Genomic DNA, 17,578 nt, shown 5'->3' on the forward strand with positions numbered 1-17,578 from the left:
CTGGTTAGACTTTGCCGTTCCTGGTCCAGCGATCAAGCGCCTCGGCAATAGCTATGAACGGCTTTGCTCCTTCATCATCACCCAAGGCAGGCGGCTTGCCCGCATCCCCGGCAATGCGCGTTTCCATCGTCAGAGGTATGCGCCCAAGGAAGGGTATCTCAAGCGCGCCAGCAAAATTCTTCACGCCGCCTTCGCCAAACGGGTTGGAGACGTGGCCGCAGTCAGGGCAGGCATAGCCCGACATATTCTCAACCAGCCCGATGATCGGCACATTGCCATCCTCGAACAATTGACCAGCGCGCGCCGCATCGAGCAGCGCCAGATCTTGCGGGGTCGAGACCAGAATCGCGCCATCGGGCTTGTTATCGGCCATCATGGAAATCTGCACGTCCCCTGTGCCCGGCGGCAGGTCGATCAGCAAAAGCTCGGTATCGCCCCAATGCGCATCGACAATCTGGGTTAGCGCCTTACCCGCCATCGGACCGCGCCATGCAAGCGCCTTTCCTTGCGCAACCAAATTGCCCATCGAGAGCATCTTGACCCCGTGCGGGCTTTCGATCGGGATCAGCTTTTCGCCGTCCGCCTCTGCCTTCGCCTTCTCGGTTGCAAGCAGGCGTGCCTGGCTTGGACCATAGATGTCGCCATCGATGACGCCGACTTTGCGCCCCATCTTTGCCAAAGCCACCGCAAGATTGGTCGTGAGCGTGGATTTGCCCACACCGCCCTTGCCCGAACCCACTGCAATGATCATGCGGCGGCGGCGGTCTGCGATTAACGCAACCCGCGCCTCATCGACCTCGGCCAATCCTACCAGAGCATTTTCGATTAGCTTTTCAAGCTCTTCGCGCGCCTTTGCGCCAAGGTCACCTGCCTCGGCCACGACAATTGCACGGCCTTCTTTCAACCTTGCAGAGCGAATTCGCCCCTGAATTTCCACTGGCAAAGCGCCCCTCAAAAGGGCTTCGGCCTGGTCCAGATCGGGCTTGTCGGTGTCATTGTCGCTCATAATGAAACCGCTCTATCATCAAAATCCGTGTTTCAACCCCTGTTTTTCCTGCAAACGCATCCTATAGAAAGAACATGCGAATTTTTGACGGTTTTAGACAACAGATTGGCCTCGCGATGGCTGGCAAGAAAAATCCCTGGGGTAAACCCACTGGAAGCGGAGATGGCGGCGGAGATGATTCTTCCGGCGACAAATCCGATGGCCCCGGAAAAGAAGGACCGCGAAACCCGTGGCTTCCCGGCGGCGGTGGTTCCGATGACGGCAAACGCCGTTCGGCCAGCATCGAGGACATCTTCAAGAACAGAGGCCCCGAAGGCCCGCGCCGCGCAGGCGGTGGTGGCGGCCCCACCTTCCGCATGCCGGAACGTCCTGGCGGTGGCAGCTGGTTGCCAATCCTTGGAGCAGGCGTCGCAGCCGTCTGGCTGATTTTCTCAAGTGTTCACTTTATCCAACCGGGCGAGCAAGCGACCGTAACCCGTTTTGGCGGAGAATTTGTCGGAACCTTCGACCAGGGGACGAACTGGTCATTTCCTTATCCGATCAGCGTAGTCGAAGTGGAAAATGTAGAAGCGGCCCGGATTGAAGAAGTGCCGAGCAAGCTGATCCTGACAGGCGACCAGAACCTTGTTGACCTTAGCTATTCGGTGCGTTGGAACATCAACGACCTTTCGCTTTTCCAATTCCAGTTGGCAGACCCGATTGAAACCGTGCGTGAGGCAGCAGAGACCGCCATGCGTTCATCGGTTGCGGAAAAGACCCTCGACACGGTTATCTCTGGTGAAGGCCGTGCCGATATTCAGGCCAATGTTCAAACCCGGATGCAGGGTATCCTCGATACTTATGGTGCAGGGATCACCGTGCTCGGTATCGAAGTCGACAAGACTGACCCGCCTGAAAGCGTGGTCGAAGCATTTAACGACGTCCTTGCCGCGCAGCAGGATGCCGAACGTGAATTGAACGGTGCCCGCCGGTATTCGCAGCGCCTTCTGGCCCGCGCCGAAGGTGACGCTGAACAATTCAACCAGATCTACAGCGAATATCGCCTTGCTCCGGAAGTGACCCGTCGACGGCTGTATTACGAGACAATGGAAGCCGTTCTTTCCCGGACAAACAAAACCGTTATCGATGCCGATGGCGTGACCCCTTACCTGCCTCTTCGCGAGGTTGAGCGTCGCTCGGCCGAGCCCGCAGCTACACCAACAGGAGGCCAGTAACATGGAAAATGTCTGGACCCGTTTCCGTCTTCCGATCATTGCAGGGGTCGTTGCAATCGTAGCGATTGCCTCAACCCTGTTCGTGACGCCTGAAACAAAGCAAGCGGTCATCATCCGCACAGGTGAGCCGCAGGCCATCGTCAATATGTTCGATCCGGATGAGCCTTTTGGTCAAACGGGCGCCGGCATTTGGTGGCGCATTCCTTTCGTTGACCGTGTGCAAATGGTCGAACGCCGCGTGCTTGATCTCGATATGGACAACGAGCAGGTGCTCACCAGTGACCAGCAGCGCCTTCGCGTGAATGCTTATGCGCGTTATCGCATCATTCAACCGGTCACCATGATCGAGCGTGCCGGTGACGAATCGCGCCTGAATGTGCAGCTTGCGCGGATCCTTCGCTCGGCTCTGCGTCAGGAACTGGGCCGGCGGACCTTCGCCAGCCTTCTGACCGCCGAACGCGGCAGCGCCATGACACGAATCCGCGAAACGCTTGACACACAGGCACGCGAATACGGCGCGCAGATCATTGATGTGCGGATCAAGGCGGCTGACCTGCCCGAAGGCACGCCGTTGCAAGCTGCCTTCACACGGATGATTTCCGAACGGCAGGAACAGGCCGAAACCATCCGTGCACAGGGGCGCAAGAACGCGCAGATCATCCGGGCACAGGCCGATGCCGAGGCCGCAAACACCTATGCGGCGGCTTATGGCAAGGACCCGGATTTCTACGATTTCTACCGCGCTATGGAAAGCTATCGCCAGACCTTCATCAATGGTGAGGGTGACAGCACCATGGTGCTTGATGCGGACAATGAGTATTTCAACCAGTTCAACGGTCGATGACAGGTGCACGCGGTCCGGCGAATGGCGGGCCGCGTAACCGACCAACGGCTGATTTCGGACTACCGACTACATCCGTGTTCAATCGCGGTTAAGTGCGTCTAAGGCCTAAAGGCAGGCGTAACTTAAGGTATCTTGAGGTCCCCGGCTTTGCCCGGGCACCTGTATGCAAGGAAGGAATGAGAGGACGTGAGCAACGTGCGGTATGTTTATGGACTGACGAGCGCGCTTCTGGTTGGAGGCGCAGCGGTTTCGCTCATGACGGGTATCCCGGCAGGAGCGCAGGTCGCCCAAAATGACACAAGCGTGATGGACCGAGTGGTGCCGGTTGCCGGAGCGCCCGCAAGCTTTGCGGACCTGACACAGCAATTGCAGCCCGCCGTGGTCAATATCGCCACGCGCCAATCGGTCGAGGTGAACCGCAACCCGTTTGCAGGCACACCGTTTGCCGAACTCTTCAACCGCCGCGGCGGTAATCAGCCACAGCGCCGCGAGGCTCAGTCGTTGGGCTCGGGCTTTATCATCAGCGCCGATGGCTTTGTTGTCACCAACAACCACGTGGTCGCTCCTGATAACCGTGCGCGCCTGGAAGAAATCACCGTCACGTTCCCTGATGGTACCGAATACGAAGCCGAGCTGGTCGGTGCGGACCCTGATTCTGATCTCGCGGTTCTGAAAATCAAATCGGACAAATCGTTCCCATTCGTGACCTTTGGCAACAGCGCCGAATCGCGTGTGGGCGAATGGGTCGTTGCGATCGGTAATCCCTTTGGTCTTGGCGGAACCGTCACCTCCGGGATTATTTCGGCAGTCTATCGCAACACCGGCCAGGGCGGCGCCTATGACCGCTTTATCCAAACCGATGCCAGCATCAACCGGGGCAACTCGGGCGGTCCGCTGTTCGACATGCGCGGCAACGTAATCGGCATCAACAATGCGATCTTCTCACCATCGGGCGGCAGCGTCGGCATTGGCTTTGCGATTCCGAGTGAGATCGCGGCACCGATCGTCGACCAGCTAAAGCAGGGTCAGGAAATCGAGCGCGGCTATCTTGGGGTACAGCTTCAGCCAGTGAACGATGACCTTGCCGACTCGCTTGGCATCGAACGCAATCGCGGCGAGCTTGTGCAGCTTGTCACCGATGACAGCCCTGCCGAGCAGGCCGGTATGCAACCGGGCGACATCATTGTCAGCGTCAACGGCAATGCGGTTTCTTCTGATCAGACGGTCTCTTTCCTCGTTGCCAATATCAACCCGGGACAGAGCATTCCTGTCACCGTCCTTCGCGAAGGGCGCAGGGTTGAATTGAATACGACACTTGCCAAACGGCCAAGTGCAGAAGAGCTGGCTCAGCAACAGCAAAACTTTGATCCCGATTCAGAAGAACCGATGGACCCGGATCAAATGGATGACCAGATCGCTGAGAAGCTGGGTCTCCAAGTGCTCGAAATGACCCCGCAGATCGCGCGTAGTCTTGGCGTTGACACCGACACCGTCGGCCTTGTGATCGGCGCGGTTGATCCGAACTCCGATGCAGGGCGCAAGGGCCTTCGCCGCGGTGATGTGATCCTGTCTGCCAATTACAACACGGTCGGCACGATCGAGGCTCTGCGTGAACAAATCACTGAAGCCGAGACCAATGGCCGTGACGCGGTTCTGCTGCGTATCCAGCGCCGCGGTCAGCCGCCACGCTTCCTGCCGGTCCGACTTCGGAGCAACTAGGGGTCAAGGACCCGAAAGGCTGAAGAGCTAAACCCGGTTACAGAAAAGCCCCCGCAGCCAGATCGGCTCGCGGGGGCTGTTTCGTCTGGGCTCTTGGGGTCAGGGCTCTAACTTTCCCGGCTACCCGGGCGGATCCTCGCGCAGGAAACCGGGGTCTGAGACTGATCTGGTTGGCGCCGGTCTTGGTGTTGGCCTTGGCGGCGGTGAACGCGGCTCACCGCCTATGGCCTCATCCAGAAAGTCGTCGCTTACGGCTGCTGGCGGCTCTTCTACGGGCCCAAGCGGACGCTCACCGTCAACATCGAAGGCCGGGCTTTCCGGGTCGCGGCGACCCGGCTCAATCAGATTGCCTTGTTCGTCGATGAAGTAATAATCATCAGGATCGCCAAACAGCGCCTCTTCGTCAGGCTCAAGCCGCCATTCGGGCAGGTTGAGTTCAGTGTCGAACTCTTCGACCGCGCGGTCTTTAACGGCATATCGCATATAAGCGGCAAAGGCCCTTGCAGGCGCGCGGCCACCTTGAAGGCCAGAGACCTTCTTTGCATCATCGCGGCCCATCCAGACTCCGGTGGTGATCCCGCTTGAAAAGCCGACAAACCACCCATCCTTGTTCGAGCTTGTCGTGCCGGTTTTGCCCGCAACAGGCCGCCCGATCTGCGCTGCGCGCCCCGTACCGGTTTGCACGGCTGCCTGCAGAAGATCGGTGATGCCAGCGGCCACATAATCGGGCACCAGCTTGTTCTCGCGCGGTTTCTTGCGCTGATAAATCGTCTCTCCGTCAGAGGTCACGACCTTCGAAATACCATAGGGTTCCACCGCCATGCCGCGTGCCGAGATACCGGCGAAAGCCTGAGTCATCTCCAGAAGGCGCACTTCGGATGCGCCCAGCACCATGGAAGGGAAGGTTGAAACCGGCGAACTGATCCCGAAACGCCTTGCCATCGAGGCGACAGTGCCAAAGCCCACTTCATTGCCCAATTGCGCCGCGACCGTGTTGATCGAATAGGCAAATGACGTGCGCAAGCTGGTCTCGCCCACATTGCGGCCATTGGAATTGCGCGGGCTCCACCCGTCGATGGTCACCGGCGTATCGACCACCTTGTCATCGGGCGTATATCCCGCCTCAAGCGCCGCCAGATAGACAAACAACTTCCACGAGGAGCCGGGCTGGCGCAAGGCGTCGGTCGCGCGGTTGAAATTGCTTTCGACATAGTCCGTGCCCCCGACCAGAGCGAGGATAGCACCATCGCGGTCAAGACTGACCAATGCCCCTTGCGCGCCATCAGGCGAATTGGCCTTCACCGCAGCGGTCGCTGCGCGCTGCATCCCGATGTCGAGAGTAGTGAACACCTCCAGAGGCGCATTGGTTTCGGGCAGGATAATGTCGAGCTGGGGCAGCACATAGTCGGTGAAATAGCGCACCGAGTTTTGTCCCGCCTGCTGTTTCAATTCGACCGTATCCACATCAACCGATGCCTGGTCGGCGGTGATATACCCCTGCTCTTTCATCAGGCGCAGCACGACCTCGGCGCGCTCAACCGCAGCCTGAACATCGGCCGTGGGGGAATACCGGCTTGGCGCTTTTACCAACCCTGCAATGATCGACGCCTCGGCAACGCTGAGTTCTTTTCCCGGGTGGCTGAAGAATTTGCGAGACGCGCTGTCGACGCCATATGCGCCGCCGCCAAAATACACCTTGTTGAGGTAAAGCTCGAGGATTTGCTCTTTGGAGAACTTCCATTCCAGCGCCATCGCAAGGATCGCTTCGCGCGCTTTACGGTCAAAGGTCCGGTTGGAGCTTAGAAAGAGGTTGCGCGCCAGTTGCTGGCTGATCGTGGACGTCCCGCCAACACGAGACCGCGCGCCGGTAAAGCCTTCGACAACCGCACCTGTCGTGCGGATCGGATCAATACCGTAATGCGAATAGAAACGCTTGTCCTCGACCGCGACCATGGCGTTGCGCATGTTTTCGGGGATGTCTTCATAGGAGAGCCATTCGCCAAAGCTCGGACCTATTTCGACAATTTCGCTGCCGTCGCGCGCGCGCACCAGAATGGTCTGCCCCGCCTGACTGGCTTTCAGCTGGAAGAAGCTGGGAAGCGAACGGGCGGCAAAACCCACCGCAAAGGCAAGAAAAACCGCCCCCAAAAGCGCGGCCACCGTGCCAAAAACGGCAAAACGCTTGGTCCATTTCCAGAAAGGCGATGGAGCCCCTTCGCGTTTCAACTTGGTTTTGGAGGATTTGCTTTTCGTCTTACCGGAAGACGCACGTTCAGCCGCAGCACGGCGCGAACCCCGCTTACCCTGGTTCGGGCCCTTGTTCTGGAGGTCATTACCCCGTTTGGACATCTAGTCTGTTCGCACTTTCAAACCGCAAGCACCTTCTCGACCATCCGCTATGTGTAGGCAAGTTGTAACGAGGCGTGAACACGCAAGCCCGCGCTCATCCCCATAAGATGCGCGATTTCCCAAGTTTTGCGCGCTATTCCGGTGCGAATTCAAGTGCAGCGGAGTTGATGCAATAGCGAAGTCCGCCTTCTTCCGGCGGTCCGTCGGGAAACACATGGCCCAGATGTCCATCGCATTTGCCACAGCGAACCTCGGTACGGATCATGCCAAAAGAGACATCGCGGTGTTCGTCCACCACCTCTGCATCAGCAGGCTTGGTGAAGGCAGGCCAGCCGCAGCCGCTGTTGTATTTCGCAGCGCTAATGAAAAGCCGTGTCCCGCACGCCGCGCACAGATATTCGCCATTCTCGTAGAATTTGTCGTATTTCCCGGTAAAGGCGCGCTCTGTTCCTGCCTCGCGCAGGATGTGGAATTGCTCCGCGCTCAAACGCTCGCGCCATTCTTCCTCGGTTACGGCCTTGGGATCATCGGTCATGGAAGCTCTCTTTCTAAACGCTTATATCGGATCATTCAGGATGATCCGCAAGGGTGACCACCCGCCCGCAGCGGGTCTGTACCCCGGACATCGTCCGGGGGAAGGACGTCTAGCGAGGATGCGCGCCCGGATGGGCGTGCGGAACACAAAAAGGCTTACCCATCGACCAGCGCGTAGTGCGCTGGCGGTTTGATTACGTCCATACGCTCGGACAAAAGCGGGCGGAAGCTTGGGCGGCTTTTGAAGACCGAATACCAGCCGCGCGTTTGTTCGTGGCCTTTCCAGTCAATTCCGCCAAGGTAATCCGCGACGCTGATTTGGGCAGCAGCCGCCAAATCCGCAAGGCTCATGGTAGAGCCAGCCAGCCAAGGGCGGTTGTCGATCAGCCAGTCCATATAGTCCAGGTGTCCGTGCGCATTCTTCATCGCATCGCGCAAGACCGTACTGTTGGGAGGTTGCTTGTAGATGAGCCGCTTCTTCATCCGCTCCATCAACAAAGGGGCGGTGACATCGCGGTAGAAATTTTCATCAAAGAGAGCGACCAGCCGCCGGATTTCCGCACGGTTCGCCGCAGTGCCGTTGATCATGGGTGAATTGTCGACGGTTTCCTCGAAATATTCGCCAATCGCCCGGCTGTCGGCAAGGACGATTTTCTTCTCTTCATGCACCACCACAGGCGTCGTGCCCGCAGCGTTCAGATTGGGGAACATCTCGGACGGTGCCCAAGGGTCTTCGCGCACAAGATCATAGGCAATCCCCTTCTCCCCCATAAGGAGGCAAATCTTGCGCGAGAACGGACACAAAGGAAATTGATAGATTTGCCACATTGCGCGTTCAGTCATGCCTTAAAGCTGATGCAAAAGCCACAAGTCTAAAAGCAGCGCAAGCCACTATCACCCATCTTGGGGCGCGACGCCTCCCAAAAGGATTAAACAGCCCGGCATCATTGTCTCGACGCTGGCAAAATCGGTCGCCTGGTGGCGGGCCCGTTCGGCCTGAACAAGCTGCACCACATCGCTGCGCTCAAGGCTGTAGCTGTCGATCAGGCGCACCATGGCGCTGAGGAAAAACTCGCGCGCGCCCGCTTCTTGCATATCTGGCCAAGCGCCGCCGCGCCCGTCACCTGCCCCCTGCCAACCCTGGACAATCGCAAATGCCACACCGCAGCGCGGCGCGGTTGCCTCTTCGATCGACAAATCGGCAAAAGTTGAAGGCTTGGCGGGTGCAGGCGCAGGTGTCGCCGCCTGAAGCGCGAAAGGCGCAGTGAGCGCGGCAATGAGGGATAGGGTCATGGGCTTCCCTTAACCCGATGCGTCTGAACCTGCGACTACAGTTTACAGACCAGCGCCGCTCGAGCCAAAGTTTGACCTTGCCGCGTCTCTATTTGCAACCTACCTCCAGCCATGTCCAACGCATGAGAGGAGAGACATTCCATGCTTAATCACGTGATGATCGGTTCCAACGATATCGAGAAGTCCAAGAAATTCTATAACGCCGCGCTTGGCGTTCTTGGTGCAGGTGAGCCAATGGCCCACGTTAACGACACCGGCCAGACCCGCCTGTTTTACATGCACAACGGCAGCACATTCTCGATTTCAGAGCCCATCAACGGCAAGCCTGCTGAACCGTCAAACGGCTTTACCCTTGGCTTTGTCTGCGATTCGCCAGAGCAAATTCAGGAATTTCACGATGTCGCGGTCGCCAATGGCGGCACCACTTGCGAAGACCCTCCCGGCCTTCGTGAAGGTTCTATGGGCCCGATGTACCTATGCTATTTCACTGATCCTGATGGCCACAAAATCTGCGGCATCCATAGGCCTTCTTAAATAGAGGCAACCGCCGCACGCCTCCCCGCCCGGCCACCAATAAAACCATTAGGCTATAGTGGCCGGGCGGGGAGGTGGGCGGCGGCTGCGTCTCGCGTGAGCGAGACCCCAAAAAACTACCGCCTTAATTCAAACACAGCATATTCAGCGCGCCAATTGGCTCCCACAGGGCCGATGGCGCGCTCATTTGCAAAGTTCCATTCAGCCGTGATTTTGGCGCCCTTTTTGGCAGCAAGTGCGCGGAAATCTTCGACCGTCACATGGTGGATGTTTTCGGTCTCGTACCAGCTTACCGGCAAGGCATTGGTGACCGGCATTTTGCCCCCAAACATGAGCGCTGCTCTGGTGCCCCAGTGGGCAAAGTTGGGGAAGCTTACAAAAGCAACATCGGCGACGCGCAAGAGCTCTTCGAGCACCTGATCCGGGCGGTTGGTGGTTTGCAGCGTGCGGGCAAGCACGGCGAAATCGAAGGCTTTGTCCGGATAGTTTGCAAGGTCGGTATTGGCATCGCCTTGAATGACTGAAAGCCCGCGCGACACGCAGCGCTCCACCTTCACCGGATCAAGCTCAACCCCGCGCACATCTGCGCCGTGATCGGCCTCCAACGCCGCCATCAAAGCGCCATCGCCGCAGCCTACGTCAAGGACACGCGCGCCCTGTTTTTCTCGGCCAATCTGGTCGGCAATGGCCGCAAGGTCGAAGCGTAAGGCCGTCATTCGACAAATCCCCGCACCACGCGGTCGAGTTGGTCGTGGGGCAAAAGGAAGCTGTCGTGGCCAGCATTGGCGCTGAGTTCGACAAAGCTCACCTTTGCAGATGTAGCGTTCAATGCATGAACCACATGGCGGCTTTCTGCTGTGGGATAGAGCCAGTCAGTGTCGAAACTCACCAGACAAAAACGCGCCGTTGTGCCCGCGAACGCATCGGCCAGCTTTCCCCCATGCTCTTCGGCGAGATCGAAATAATCCATTGCGCGGGTGATGTAGAGATAGGAATTGGCATCAAAGCGCTGTGTGAAACCGCTCCCTTGATAGCGAAGATAGCTTTCTACCTGAAAATCGGCCTCGAACCCGAAGCTCTTGGCATCGCGGTCCTGTAATCGCCGCCCGAATTTCTCGGTCAGCCCTTCTTCGGAAAGATAGGTGATGTGCGCCGCCATGCGCGCAACCGCGAGGCCATTATCGGGCTTTGCCTCCCCGCCGTAATAATCGCCGTCTTGCCAATTTGGATCGGCCATAATTGCTTGGCGACCCAGTTCATGGAAAGCGATGTTTTGGGCCGAATGGCGCGCGGTGGAGGCAAGGACCAGCACCCGCTCCGCCCGATCAGGCCAATTGGCCGCAAGGCTAAGCGTTTGCATTCCGCCCATCGAACCGCCCACAACCGCGTGCAGTCTCCCGATTCCTAGGCCATCCAGCAAAGCCACCAATCCGCGAACCATATCGCGAATGGTGATCACCGGAAACCGCATCGCATAAGGCTCCCCATCGGGCGAAATTGACGCAGGGCCGGTGGAGCCCATGCAAGACCCGATCACATTGGCGCAGATCACATGAAAGCGGTCTGTATCAATCGGCTTGCCCGGGCCAACCATACGCTCCCACCAGCCGGGCTTGCCGGTAATCGGGTGATTGCTTGCCACATATTGGTCACCCGTCAGCGCGTGACACAAAAGGATCGCATTCGATTTGTCAGCATTGAGCTCGCCATATGTCTCATACGCAATCTGGGCAGATGCCAACTCCTGCCCGCTATCAAGCGGCAGTGCTTCGGGAACTGCATAGACTTTGGAAGGATAGGCGTTCGTCATGATTGCAACGCGACTTGGGGAAGCGCCTGCAACATGTCAATTAGACTGTTCAGCCGCGCCGTGAGCGGTTATCGCCCCACCGCTATGACAAAGACAGCAACCGGGCGCCCCGAACCCAAATCCTATATCATGGGCATTCACGCTTATGTGCCCGGCAAATCGAGCGGCAAAGACGGCAAGCCGCTGATCAAGCTTTCCGCCAATGAGAACCCGCTGGGCTCTTCGATTGCTGCAATGGAAGCGCTTGAAACACCGCGCGGCTTTGCAGCCGGGGCAGCAGCATATCCCGATCCCGATTCCAAGGAATTGAGGAATGCTCTGGCAGGCCTGCATCAATTGGACGCGGCCCGTATCGTTTGCGGGACAGGCTCGGACGAGCTTCTCAATCTGGCGGCGCAGGCCTTTGCAGGGGCAGGCGATGAAGTCGTGTTTTCGCGCCATTCCTTTGCGGTTTACGACATCGCTGCACGGCGCTGCGGGGCGACGCCGGTTGAGGTGGCGGACAGTAATTTCACCGCCAATGTCGATGCGCTGCTCGAGGCAGTGACCGAGAAAACGCGGGTTGTGTTCCTTGCCAACCCCAACAACCCCACCGGCACATGGATTGCGCCAGATGAGGTCGAGCGGTTGCATGCGGGCCTGCCTAAAGACGTCCTTCTTGTGATTGACGAGGCTTACGGCGAGTATCTCGCGCCCGAATTTCAGGTGGTCGGTTTTGATCTGTCAGAGCACCATGACAACGTGCTGGTCACGCGCACTTTCTCGAAGATTTATGGCCTTGCTGCTGAACGCATTGGCTGGGCGACAGGGGCGCCGCATATTATCGACGCGCTCAACCGTATTCGCGGGCCATTCAACGTGACGACCTCTGGCCAAAAGGCCGCCCTTGCAGCGGTCGACGACCAGGACTTTGTCCGCATGAGCCGCGAGCACAACACCGCCGAGCGCGCGAAATTTGTCGAAGCGATCGCATCCCTTGGCAATCACGGAATTTCGGCAGTGCCAAGCGAGGCAAACTTCGTCCTCGTCCGCTTCGAAGGCGAAGTGCAGGCGGAAACTGCGCTCAAAGCGATTGGCGATGCAGGCTATGCTGTACGCCATCTGCCGTCCCAAGGGCTGCCCGACGCGCTGCGCATCACGATTGGCAAAAGCGAGGATATGGCGAAGGTTGTCGATTGCCTGCGTTCGCTTTGCGCCGAACACGGCGGAGAGCGCGCATGACCATTGAAAACGTTGCGATCATCGGGCTGGGATTGCTTGGCGGGTCGGTGGGCCTCGCGGTTCAGGAACACGCAGGCGCGATCACCACCAACGGATATGACCGCGATCCCGATGTACGGACGCGGGCCGCCGAGCGCGGGCTGGCGGGCACAATTTGCGATACCGTTGCTCAGGCTGTCTGCGATGCGGACCTCGTCATTTTGTGCGTGCCGGTGGGCGCAATGGAAGCGGCTGCATCAGAGCTTGCCCCGCATCTTAAAGACGGCGCGATCATTTCCGACGTGGGTTCATCCAAGGAAAGCGTGGCAAAGGCGCTTGCCAAAGCCCTTCCCGGTCACACCATCATCCCTGCCCACCCTGTGGCAGGGACCGAGCAAAGCGGGCCAGAGGCAGGCTTTGCGTCGCTTTTTACCAATCGCTGGTGCATTCTGACGCCGCCAGAGGGCGCAGATGAACAGGCTGTGTCTGCCCTGTCGGACTTCTGGACCAGGCTTGGCGCAAAAGTCGAGATTATGGATGCAGGCCACCATGATCTGGTGCTGGCCGTGACCAGCCATATTCCGCACCTTATCGCTTACACGATTGTGGGCACGGCAAGCGATCTGGAAGAGGTCACCCGCTCTGAAGTCATCAAATATTCCGCAGGCGGTTTTCGCGATTTCACCCGGATTGCTGCGTCCGATCCGGTGATGTGGCGCGATGTGTTCCTGAATAACAAGGGTGCGGTTCTCGAAGTGCTGGGCCGCTTTACCGAGGACCTGACCGCTCTTCAGCGTGCCATCCGTTCGGGCGACGGCGATACGCTCCACGACCTGTTCACCCGCACCCGCGCGATCAGGCGCGAAGTGATCGATCAAGGTCAGGATGACGAGCGCCCCGACTTCGGACGCAAGGATCATAGTTAGTCGGGCTCAGGCGCTTGCAGGGATACCGCCTGCAGCCACGCTCTCACCATTGTTCAAAGCATTGATTGCGCGGTGCACGCGGCGCTCAACCTCGGCGCGCGGGAGGCCGGCGGGGATCGTTTCGCCCACGCGGTAGATGATCGTGCCGGGCTGTTTGATGATGCGGTGATAGAACGGCCCGCTTTTCACCGCGACCGGTACAACCGGCAGGCCAAGCAGTTTGTAAATCCCGGCGAAACCTGATTGCAAAGGCACCTCTTTGCCATGCGGAACACGGGTGCCCTCGGGGAAAATGACGAGTGGACGCCCTTCGGCCACGCGCAATTTTGCCGTTGCAATCATCTCGCGCAAAGCGCGCGCGCCTTTATCTCGGGCAACCGGAACAAGGCCGTAAACCCTGGCCGAAAATCCCCATCCCGGAATCCAGAACAATTCGCGCTTGGCAAAAACAGTGGGGAAGCTGAAGAGGCGCGGCATATCGATCGCCTCGAAAAAGCTCTCGTGCTTTACCGCGATCAGGACCGGTTCGTCAGGGATCACGCCCTGCTGGATGATTGCAATGCCGAGGATATTTTCAACGCACCAAAAGTGCCAATCGCCCCAAAGCGCGACAACCCTCTTCAAAGCGCCGCGCCCAAAAGGAATCGCCAGCACTGATGCAATCACCAGTACGGCGCTAAACCCGTAAAAGAGCGGGTAAAAGACAAGGCTTCGAATTAGGCTCACGTTTCACATTACAACGAGTGGAGGGGCAGGGGAAATCAATAACCGAAAAGGCCTGCAATAAAACTGGCGATGAGCTTGTGATATTCAAGGAACAGGCTTGCAAGACTTGGCGCAGAAGGCACCGCATCACGCACGATACGAACATCATCAGGCAGCGCGCGCGCAACCTCGGCTGATGCGCGCCGCATATGCCAATCGGTCGTCACAAGACGGACAGAGGAGACCTGCTCTTGTTCAACCCACGCAGCCGCCTCGGTTGCATTGCCGCGGGTATCTACCGCCATAAATCCAAGCGCGACACAGCAATCCATCTGTTCCTGCGAAACCTCGAACTGCGCTGCAAATTCCTCCGGCCTCACCTCTGGATCGACACCCGTCACCAGCATGCGCGGCGCAAGGCCCCGCTCAAGCACCGCAAGCCCTTGCGCAATGCGGCCTGCACCGCCGGTTGCCACAATCACCGCATCGGTTTTCTCATCGCCTGCAGGCTGGGGCAATGACACTGTGAACCACAGGAAACCAAGTGCCCAGACCATAAACAGGGCGGCTGCAAGATAGCGAAACGTTTTCATGTCTGACTACAACATCGACCCTTAGAGCATGGACCGCAAGGCGTATCCGATCGTGATGCGGCCCGTGACAAGCGCAAGACAGACGCCTCCGACGGGAATGGCTGCAATGATGGCCCAGTCGACAGGCCCAAGCCCGCCGCCGCCCACCATGCCGCTATCAAGGCTCGCAAACTGCCGACCCAGAAGCCACACAGCAGCAAGCCCGATGAGAAGCCCGATGAGAGCCCCAAAGGCAGCTTCGCGGATGACGGCGCGTTCAAACATACGGGTCACTTGGCGGTCGGTTCCGCCTAGCAAGTGGACAATCTCGACCGTTTCGCGATGGTTGATAAAGGCATTGCGCGAGGCAAGCCAGACCGCCGCCGCCGTGGCAAGCGAGACCAGGATGATGAGGGCAAGCGCCAGATATTGCAGGGCGGACAGCGCGTCATAAACAGGCCTTAGCCATTGCGACTGCGCATCGACCCGCGCATCCCCGCCAAGCGGTTCCAGCGCGCTATCGAGAGCACCTTGCAGCTGGGCCAATTCACCACCGGACGCGCGGCGCGAAAGCTCTACATCGATGAGAGCCGGGATTGGCACATTGTCGCTCGCCGCGCCCCCGCCAAGCCATGGCTCAAGCAATGCCTGCAATTCTTCTTCGGGCACCACGCGCACCGAAGTCACAAGCGGATGCGCGCTCAACGCCTCGGCTGCGGCCTGCGCCTGGACACCGCGCGTTTCCTGATCTGCTTCGATAATTTGAACCGTGACGGCATCGGCCAGATCAGCGCGCGCATTCTCGGCCAGATTGCGCAAGGAAAGCCCGCCAGCTGCCGCGATTACAACCAGAGCGATCAGGATTGCGATGACCCACGGGATCGGCCCGCTTAACCTTGCAGGAGGCGAAAGCTTGGCCGAAATGTCCCTGGCAGGCGCGAGGTCGTCAATGCCCGGACCTGCATCGGGAAAGGGAGTGTCGCTCATTTGCCTGCCCCAAGGCTATCGCCGCTAGGCCTGTTTTTGGGAGCAGGCGGGTAACGAAGCGCGCCGGTCGGGTCGGACAAACGTCCCTTGTTGAGGCGCATGATCAGCGATTCGGGCACTTTTTTAAGCAGATGCACATCGTGGGTTGCGACAATCACGGTTGTGCCCACACGGTGGTTGAGCGCTTCGAACAAGCGCAGCAGTTTGAGCGCCATTTCCGGGTCAACGTTACCCGTCGGCTCGTCAGCGATCAGGATTTGCGGGCGGGCAATCACCGCCCTTGCGATCGCGACGCGCTGTTGCTCACCGCCTGACAATGTCTCCGGGATAGCGTGCAAGCGGTGGGATAGCCCGACCCATTCCAGCATATCGGTGACCGAACGCTGCACTTTTGCCTCGTCAGTGCCCGCAAGCCGCAATGGCAATGCGACGTTGTCAAAGGCGGAGAGGTGCTGGACCAGTCTGAAGTTCTGGAACACAACGCCCAGACGCCTGCGAAAATCGGGCAGGCGGCCGCGCGGCAATGTGATCATGTCCTTGCCAAACATGCGGATACTGCCTCGTGATGGCCGCTGTGACAGGTAAAGCAGCTTCAAAAGGCTCGTCTTGCCCGCTCCGCTGGCTCCGGTGAGGAAGTAGAAGCTTCCCGGGAAAAGGGTGAACGACAGATCCGTCAAAACCTCCGGATCGGTGCCGTAACGCAGGCCCACATTGTCGAATTTTACAATTTCCGAAGGCCTGTCGCTCATAATTTGCGGATTTATCAGCGCGGCCCCGATTGTGGAAGCCCAAGCAAGGGCCGAACCCACTGCATTTCGCAAAGCGAGGGTCAAAACGTGCTTCTATGTGGAAAAAGGGGCCGTTTTGCTCCTTGCGCAGGTTAACACCCTTGTGAAGCGGGGCGGTGTGATTCATGCAATTTATCGCAATGATCATTTCCTGCCCCGCCTGTGCAACACGCTATGCTGTACCCGAAACAGCCATCGGGCCGGAAGGGCGCACTGTGCGGTGCGCCAAATGCAAGCACAGCTGGTTCCAGGACCCGGCACCGCTAGAGCCGAGGAAAGAGACTGGCGCAGCACAAGTAGCGACGCCAGCGCCTGCTCCCGCTCCTGAACCAACGGCGGCACCTGAAGCAAGCCCCGCTGATCCTTCACCTGAACCGTCTGCGACCGGTGTGGCCTCGTCGCAAGAGGCCCCAAAACCTTCCGTGGATCACTGGCGCAGCGATGCGCAGGATACGGCCGAAGCTGCGGAAACCCCTGCGGCTGACCAGACCGAGGAAGAGAGCGTTGCAGAGGCCACCGACCCATTGGCCGGCTCTGACGATGATGATCCCTATTTCGATGATGCCGACAGCGCGTTTGGTTCAGACGATGACTACAGCGACAGCCAAGACGATTACGATGACGAAGCGTCGAGCTTTGATTATCGCCCGCCTTTCACGCGGCCGCGCAACTCGCTCAAGATGTGGACTATTGCAGCTGCGGTTTTTGCGATGCTGGCAACCGGCACAGTGGTCGCGGCCAATTACTTTGGCCTGCCTGACTGGGTTCCCATCCAGCGGCCCGAATTCGGCATTGGCAAAACCGATTTGGAGCTCGATTTCCCCGCGACGCAGCAGCGCAAGGAAGTGCTCGAAAGCGGCGAGGAAATCTTTCAGGTTCGCGGCTCGATCAGCAATGTCGGACAAGAAACGGTCGGCGTGCCCAGCCTTTTGATCGTGTTCCGGGATGCGCGCGAGAAGAATGTCTATTCATGGGTGGTCGTCCCTTCCAAACGCGAGCTTGCACCGGGCGAAAGCCTGAATGTTACCGAAGCGATCACAGACATCCCTCCAACCGCGCAAGCCGCAGAGATCGGCTGGTCGCCCAACTAAGCGCCA

18 protein-coding genes are annotated in these 17,578 nt (G+C 58.7%); 7 read left to right on the top strand and 11 right to left on the bottom strand.

The features are described 5' to 3' along the window. Positions 1–4: 4 nt before the first annotated feature. Positions 5–1,006 carry an Mrp/NBP35 family ATP-binding protein gene (locus tag AC0V6Q_RS09775; RefSeq protein WP_486168191.1) on the bottom strand — a complete coding sequence of 334 codons (1,002 nt, stop codon included), beginning with the start codon at positions 1,004–1,006 and terminating at the stop codon, positions 5–7. A 74-nt stretch (positions 1,007–1,080) separates the two neighbouring features. Here AC0V6Q_RS09775 and hflK point away from each other — a divergent pair, with 74 nt between their 5' ends. The 3 genes from hflK to AC0V6Q_RS09790 all read left to right on the top strand — a co-directional run bounded on the left by hflK (position 1,081) and on the right by AC0V6Q_RS09790 (position 4,783). Continuing rightward, positions 1,081–2,220, top strand: coding sequence for a protease modulator HflK (hflK, locus tag AC0V6Q_RS09780; RefSeq protein WP_486168192.1), 1,140 nt, complete (start codon positions 1,081–1,083; stop codon positions 2,218–2,220). A 1-nt stretch (position 2,221) separates the two neighbouring features. Beyond that, entirely contained in the window at positions 2,222–3,064 is an 843-nt protein-coding gene (gene hflC, locus AC0V6Q_RS09785) for a protease modulator HflC (RefSeq protein ID WP_486168193.1), read from the top strand. 186 nt (positions 3,065–3,250) lie between these two features. After that, on the top strand, positions 3,251–4,783 hold the full coding sequence (locus AC0V6Q_RS09790) for a Do family serine endopeptidase (RefSeq protein ID WP_486168194.1): 1,533 nt from the start codon (positions 3,251–3,253) through the stop codon (positions 4,781–4,783). A gap of 120 nt (positions 4,784–4,903) precedes the next feature. Here AC0V6Q_RS09790 and AC0V6Q_RS09795 read toward each other — a convergent pair whose 3' ends face one another. The 4 genes from AC0V6Q_RS09795 to AC0V6Q_RS09810 all read right to left on the bottom strand — a co-directional run bounded on the left by AC0V6Q_RS09795 (position 4,904) and on the right by AC0V6Q_RS09810 (position 8,959). Continuing rightward, positions 4,904–7,132, bottom strand: coding sequence for a transglycosylase domain-containing protein (locus AC0V6Q_RS09795; RefSeq protein ID WP_486168195.1), 2,229 nt, complete (start codon positions 7,130–7,132; stop codon positions 4,904–4,906). A 133-nt stretch (positions 7,133–7,265) separates the two neighbouring features. Further along, positions 7,266–7,667 (bottom strand): peptide-methionine (R)-S-oxide reductase MsrB, encoded by a 402-nt coding sequence (gene msrB / locus AC0V6Q_RS09800; RefSeq protein WP_486168196.1) that lies wholly within the window; start codon positions 7,665–7,667, stop codon positions 7,266–7,268. 155 nt (positions 7,668–7,822) lie between these two features. After that, a complete protein-coding gene (locus AC0V6Q_RS09805; RefSeq protein WP_486169290.1) occupies positions 7,823–8,494 on the bottom strand; it encodes a glutathione S-transferase family protein in 672 nt (223 codons plus the stop codon). A 66-nt stretch (positions 8,495–8,560) separates the two neighbouring features. Next, entirely contained in the window at positions 8,561–8,959 is a 399-nt protein-coding gene (locus tag AC0V6Q_RS09810) for a hypothetical protein (protein ID WP_486168197.1), read from the bottom strand. 141 nt (positions 8,960–9,100) lie between these two features. Here AC0V6Q_RS09810 and AC0V6Q_RS09815 point away from each other — a divergent pair, with 141 nt between their 5' ends. Beyond that, complete coding sequence (locus tag AC0V6Q_RS09815; protein ID WP_486168198.1) at positions 9,101–9,493, top strand: VOC family protein; 393 nt, start codon at positions 9,101–9,103, stop codon at positions 9,491–9,493. A gap of 116 nt (positions 9,494–9,609) precedes the next feature. Here the strand turns inward: AC0V6Q_RS09815 and metW are convergent, their stop codons facing one another. Both metW and metX read right to left on the bottom strand, forming a co-directional pair. Next, entirely contained in the window at positions 9,610–10,209 is a 600-nt protein-coding gene (gene metW, locus AC0V6Q_RS09820) for a methionine biosynthesis protein MetW (protein WP_486168199.1), read from the bottom strand. Continuing rightward, the gene (gene metX / locus AC0V6Q_RS09825) at positions 10,206–11,303 is read right to left on the bottom strand and encodes a homoserine O-acetyltransferase MetX (protein WP_486168200.1); all 1,098 of its coding nucleotides are present in this window, start codon (positions 11,301–11,303) and stop codon (positions 10,206–10,208) included. Before metX ends, metW begins: the two co-directional genes overlap by 4 nt. Positions 11,304–11,387: 84 nt before the next feature. On the opposite strand from metX, the gene hisC reads away from it, so the two are divergent. Together hisC and AC0V6Q_RS09835 are read left to right on the top strand one after the other, a co-directional pair. After that, on the top strand, positions 11,388–12,524 hold the full coding sequence (hisC, locus tag AC0V6Q_RS09830; RefSeq protein ID WP_486169291.1) for a histidinol-phosphate transaminase: 1,137 nt from the start codon (positions 11,388–11,390) through the stop codon (positions 12,522–12,524). Then, a complete protein-coding gene (locus tag AC0V6Q_RS09835) occupies positions 12,521–13,429 on the top strand; it encodes a prephenate/arogenate dehydrogenase family protein (RefSeq protein WP_486168201.1) in 909 nt (302 codons plus the stop codon). The genes hisC and AC0V6Q_RS09835 overlap by 4 nt, the downstream gene beginning before the upstream one ends. A gap of 6 nt (positions 13,430–13,435) precedes the next feature. Here AC0V6Q_RS09835 and AC0V6Q_RS09840 read toward each other — a convergent pair whose 3' ends face one another. Genes AC0V6Q_RS09840 through ftsE form a run of 4 tightly spaced genes read right to left on the bottom strand, consistent with a single transcriptional unit; the run spans position 13,436 to position 16,442 of the window. Beyond that, positions 13,436–14,155 carry a lysophospholipid acyltransferase family protein gene (locus AC0V6Q_RS09840; RefSeq protein WP_486168202.1) on the bottom strand — a complete coding sequence of 240 codons (720 nt, stop codon included), beginning with the start codon at positions 14,153–14,155 and terminating at the stop codon, positions 13,436–13,438. A gap of 35 nt (positions 14,156–14,190) precedes the next feature. After that, a complete protein-coding gene (locus tag AC0V6Q_RS09845; protein ID WP_486168203.1) occupies positions 14,191–14,727 on the bottom strand; it encodes a YdcF family protein in 537 nt (178 codons plus the stop codon). Between the two features lie 21 nt (positions 14,728–14,748). Beyond that, entirely contained in the window at positions 14,749–15,693 is a 945-nt protein-coding gene (locus AC0V6Q_RS09850) for a cell division protein FtsX (protein WP_486168204.1), read from the bottom strand. Further along, positions 15,690–16,442: a cell division ATP-binding protein FtsE gene (gene ftsE, locus AC0V6Q_RS09855; RefSeq protein ID WP_486168205.1), complete on the bottom strand. Its 753-nt coding sequence runs from the start codon at positions 16,440–16,442 to the stop codon at positions 15,690–15,692. The genes AC0V6Q_RS09850 and ftsE overlap by 4 nt, the downstream gene beginning before the upstream one ends. 164 nt (positions 16,443–16,606) lie before the next feature. Here ftsE and AC0V6Q_RS09860 point away from each other — a divergent pair, with 164 nt between their 5' ends. Next, positions 16,607–17,572, top strand: coding sequence for a zinc-ribbon domain-containing protein (locus AC0V6Q_RS09860; protein ID WP_486168206.1), 966 nt, complete (start codon positions 16,607–16,609; stop codon positions 17,570–17,572). Positions 17,573–17,578 lie beyond the last annotated feature (6 nt).

The sequence above is a fragment of the Erythrobacter sp. S227 genome (assembly GCF_057364925.1).

Bases quoted from the DNA above. Each gene is read 5' to 3' on its own strand.
- AC0V6Q_RS09810 (WP_486168197.1), bottom strand. From the start codon at position 8,959: ATGACCCTATCCCTCATTGCCGCGCTCACTGCGCCTTTCGCGCTTCAG.
- AC0V6Q_RS09835 (WP_486168201.1), top strand. From the start codon at position 12,521: ATGACCATTGAAAACGTTGCGATCATCGGGCTGGGATTGCTTGGCGGG.
- metX (WP_486168200.1), bottom strand. From the start codon at position 11,303: ATGACGAACGCCTATCCTTCCAAAGTCTATGCAGTTCCCGAAGCACTG.
- AC0V6Q_RS09795 (WP_486168195.1), bottom strand. From the start codon at position 7,132: ATGTCCAAACGGGGTAATGACCTCCAGAACAAGGGCCCGAACCAGGGT.
- msrB (WP_486168196.1), bottom strand. From the start codon at position 7,667: ATGACCGATGATCCCAAGGCCGTAACCGAGGAAGAATGGCGCGAGCGT.
- AC0V6Q_RS09860 (WP_486168206.1), top strand. From the start codon at position 16,607: ATGCAATTTATCGCAATGATCATTTCCTGCCCCGCCTGTGCAACACGC.
- hisC (WP_486169291.1), top strand. From the start codon at position 11,388: ATGACAAAGACAGCAACCGGGCGCCCCGAACCCAAATCCTATATCATG.
- ftsE (WP_486168205.1), bottom strand. From the start codon at position 16,442: ATGAGCGACAGGCCTTCGGAAATTGTAAAATTCGACAATGTGGGCCTG.
- AC0V6Q_RS09845 (WP_486168203.1), bottom strand. From the start codon at position 14,727: ATGAAAACGTTTCGCTATCTTGCAGCCGCCCTGTTTATGGTCTGGGCA.
- AC0V6Q_RS09775 (WP_486168191.1), bottom strand. From the start codon at position 1,006: ATGAGCGACAATGACACCGACAAGCCCGATCTGGACCAGGCCGAAGCC.
- AC0V6Q_RS09805 (WP_486169290.1), bottom strand. From the start codon at position 8,494: ATGTGGCAAATCTATCAATTTCCTTTGTGTCCGTTCTCGCGCAAGATT.
- AC0V6Q_RS09815 (WP_486168198.1), top strand. From the start codon at position 9,101: ATGCTTAATCACGTGATGATCGGTTCCAACGATATCGAGAAGTCCAAG.
- metW (WP_486168199.1), bottom strand. From the start codon at position 10,209: ATGACGGCCTTACGCTTCGACCTTGCGGCCATTGCCGACCAGATTGGC.
- AC0V6Q_RS09850 (WP_486168204.1), bottom strand. From the start codon at position 15,693: ATGAGCGACACTCCCTTTCCCGATGCAGGTCCGGGCATTGACGACCTC.
- hflC (WP_486168193.1), top strand. From the start codon at position 2,222: ATGGAAAATGTCTGGACCCGTTTCCGTCTTCCGATCATTGCAGGGGTC.
- hflK (WP_486168192.1), top strand. From the start codon at position 1,081: ATGCGAATTTTTGACGGTTTTAGACAACAGATTGGCCTCGCGATGGCT.